General features: G+C 47.7%; 2 protein-coding genes and 1 pseudogene. 2 read left to right on the top strand and 1 reads right to left on the bottom strand.

What is annotated here, in order from left to right:
• Both IM485_RS00815 and IM485_RS00810 read left to right on the top strand, forming a co-directional pair.
• A partial coding sequence (locus tag IM485_RS00815; RefSeq protein ID WP_287740569.1) for a S8 family peptidase occupies positions 1-1,121 on the top strand: 1,121 nt, incomplete at its 5' end.
• A 267-nt stretch (positions 1,122-1,388) separates the two neighbouring features.
• Positions 1,389-2,684, top strand: a complete 1,296-nt coding sequence (locus IM485_RS00810) for a Glu/Leu/Phe/Val family dehydrogenase (RefSeq protein ID WP_287657021.1) — start codon at positions 1,389-1,391, stop codon at positions 2,682-2,684.
• 211 nt (positions 2,685-2,895) lie between these two features.
• On the opposite strand, the pseudogene IM485_RS00805 reads toward IM485_RS00810, so the two are convergent.
• Positions 2,896-3,015: pseudogene (locus IM485_RS00805) on the bottom strand (IS5 family transposase); the annotation flags it as partial.

The following is a 3,015-nucleotide window of genomic DNA, read 5'->3' as shown; positions in this document are numbered from 1 at the left end:
CCTTATTAGATAGTAATGGCAGTGAGATTACTAGCTCCACTAATGGCAGTAACGATAGTGAAAGTATTACTCGTCAACTCAGTGCGGGTACTTACTTTGTCCGGGTTTATCCCTACAGTGGCAGCACTAACTATAACTTAACCCTGTCGGCGACCACAGCCCCAGTTGTATCCGGATATAGTGCCATTTCAGGATACGGTTTAGTTAATGCCGCGAAAGCCGTCGCTGGAGCCTTGAATCAAAGTCCTTTTGCCGATGTTCCCACTTTTGGTGGTGCTAATGACTGGGGGGTTAACTTAGTTAATGCTCCCGAGGCTTGGGCAAGAGGTTATACAGGACAAGGAATCGTCGTTGCTGTACTAGATACAGGAGTTGACCGCAATCATGCCGACTTAGCGGGCAATATTTGGACGAACGCGGGCGAAATTGCCAATGATGGGCTTGATAACGATGGCAACGGTTACGTTGATGACGTTTATGGCTGGAACTTTGCCAATGGCAATAATAACACTTTAGATGGCAACCGCCATGGTACTCATGTGGCGGGAACCATTGCTGCTGCTAATAATGGTTTCGGAGCCACTGGTGTGGCCTACAATGCCAGAATTATGCCAGTGAAAGTTTTGAACGATTCCGGTAGTGGCAGCTATAGTGGCATTGCCCAAGGAATTCGCTATGCTGTGGACAACGGTGCCGATGTGATTAATATGAGTTTGGGGGGTGGTAGCACTGTTAGTGTGGTTCAATCGGCCCTCCAGTATGCCAGCAGTCGCGGTGTTATCGTGGTTATGGCCGCTGGTAATGAGGGGGCAGCTCAACCCGGTTATCCCGCTTCCAATGCCACCTCTTGGGGTCTTGCCGTAGGTGCCGTTAATAGTTCTAACCAGATGGCTTCCTTCTCCAATCGTGCTGGCTCCAATTCTTCGATGAGGTATGTCACCGCTCCAGGCGTGCGAGTGTATTCTACTCTCCCTAATGGTGGCTATGGTTTCTTGAATGGAACCTCCATGGCAGCACCTCATGTGGCTGGAGTGGTGGCCTTAATGTTGAATGCCAATCCGAATCTGACCGATGCTCAAGTACGTCAAATTATTACTGCCACAGCAGGTAATGTCGTCTAAAACTTGGCTGTTTTTCGGCCTCAGATTTCCTATCTTTAGCCATCAGCTTTTCGCTGATGGCTGATTCTTGTATCTCATTATCTAAATCACTCGTTAAGATTGCAGGGGAGCGCCGGAGCTGCCGAGCAGGGAGGGACAGTTCGAGCATTTGTACTAAAATTTCCAATACTCGGCGATTCCCGCCCATGGTTAATTAAGAAAAATAAACTGTAGCGAAATATACTTTTTTTCCATGTTCTAATGGGGATAGATAGGGGGAAAAAAATCATGTCGAAATCACTCTTTACCGATGCCAGCAGTCGCCTAGAACGGGCCCTTAAGTATGTCTCCATTTCCGATGATGCGATCGAGCGGTTAAAATATCCCAAAGCTAGTCTCAGCGTCTCCATACCCGTCCGTATGGACAACGGCACTTTAAGAATCTTCCAAGGCTACCGCGTCCGCTACGATGACACCCGCGGCCCCGGCAAAGGAGGGGTGCGCTATCATCCCAACGTCAACATCGATGAGGTGCAGTCCCTAGCCTTTTGGATGACCTTTAAATGCGCCCTGCTGGATTTGCCCTTTGGTGGGGCTAAGGGCGGCATTACCCTCAATCCGAAAGAATTGTCAAAAGCCGAGTTAGAACGCCTTAGCCGGGGCTATATCGAGGGTATAGCCGACTTTATCGGTCCCGATGTCGATATTCTTGCCCCCGATGTCTATACCAACGAGATGATCATGGGTTGGATGATGGACCAGTACAGCATCATTCAGCGTAAAATTAGTCCGGCGGTGGTGACGGGGAAACCTTTAACCATGGGAGGCAGTCGCGGCCGCGATACGGCCACAGGAACGGGAGCTTTTCATGTTATTAACTCTCTTTTGCCGAAATTAGACAAAAAACCCGCTAATACTACCGTAGCCGTCCAGGGATTCGGTAACGCTGGGGCTGTAGTGGCGGATCTCCTCGCCAAAGCTGGTTATCAAGTGGTGGCGGTAAGTGATTCCCAGGGCGGCATTTATCGGGAAAAAGGGCTAGATATTGCCAGCATTCGTGAGTATAAACAGGAACATCGCGGGATTACTGCTATTTACTGTGAGGGTACCGTCTGTAATATCGTAGAACACGAAGCGATTAGTAATGAAGAATTATTAGCCCTAGATGTGGATGTTTTGATTCCGGCTGCCCTAGAAAACCAAATTACCGCCGAAAATGCCGATCGCGTGCGGGCAAAATATATCTTTGAAGTGGCCAATGGTCCAACTACCTCAGAAGCCGATCGCATTTTAGACTCAAAAGGGATTCTCGTTTTCCCCGATATTCTAGTTAACGCGGGTGGGGTAACGGTGAGTTATTTTGAATGGGTGCAAAATCGCAGCGGTCTTTATTGGCAATTAAACGAGATAAATGAGCGCTTAAAAGAAAGAATGGTGACAGAAGCGGAAAAAGTCTGGTCTTTCGCCCAGGAATTCGATATATCTCTGCGTACCGCCGCCTACGCCCACGCCATTGATCGTCTCGGTGAAGCCCTAGATGCGAAGGGAACCCGCGACTATTACCAAAATAAGACGAGAGCATAAAAGCTATTGTCTTGTTCAGGGCGTTAAGTTGGTTTGGCTCTAGGTTTTAAAAATCCCAGAGAAGAAGATTCCTAGCCAAAAATTAAGATTCTGGTCAGCTAAAAAGATCCTAGGCAACGTCGATTTATCGGATTGCCTAGCAGTCGCTTAGAATCCCCAGTCATTTACGCGGGGGAGAAGTCAAAAAACAATAGATCTCTTGCAAAAGTAATCAAGATATATCCTTTTGTCGGTAACGAAGTTCGTAATTGTAGATACCAGCAATCAAATTCAATCTCAGACCAAATCGCCGTCTGCGATTTCTGTATCTTGATGAAAGTATCCGAAATAT

The organism is Microcystis sp. M169S2 (assembly GCF_020245865.1).
GTDB classification, from domain to species: Bacteria; Cyanobacteriota; Cyanobacteriia; order Cyanobacteriales; family Microcystaceae; genus Microcystis; species Microcystis ichthyoblabe_A.
The sequence above is the reverse complement of the archived record's forward strand: the minus strand, read 5'-3'. Positions and strand labels throughout refer to the sequence as shown.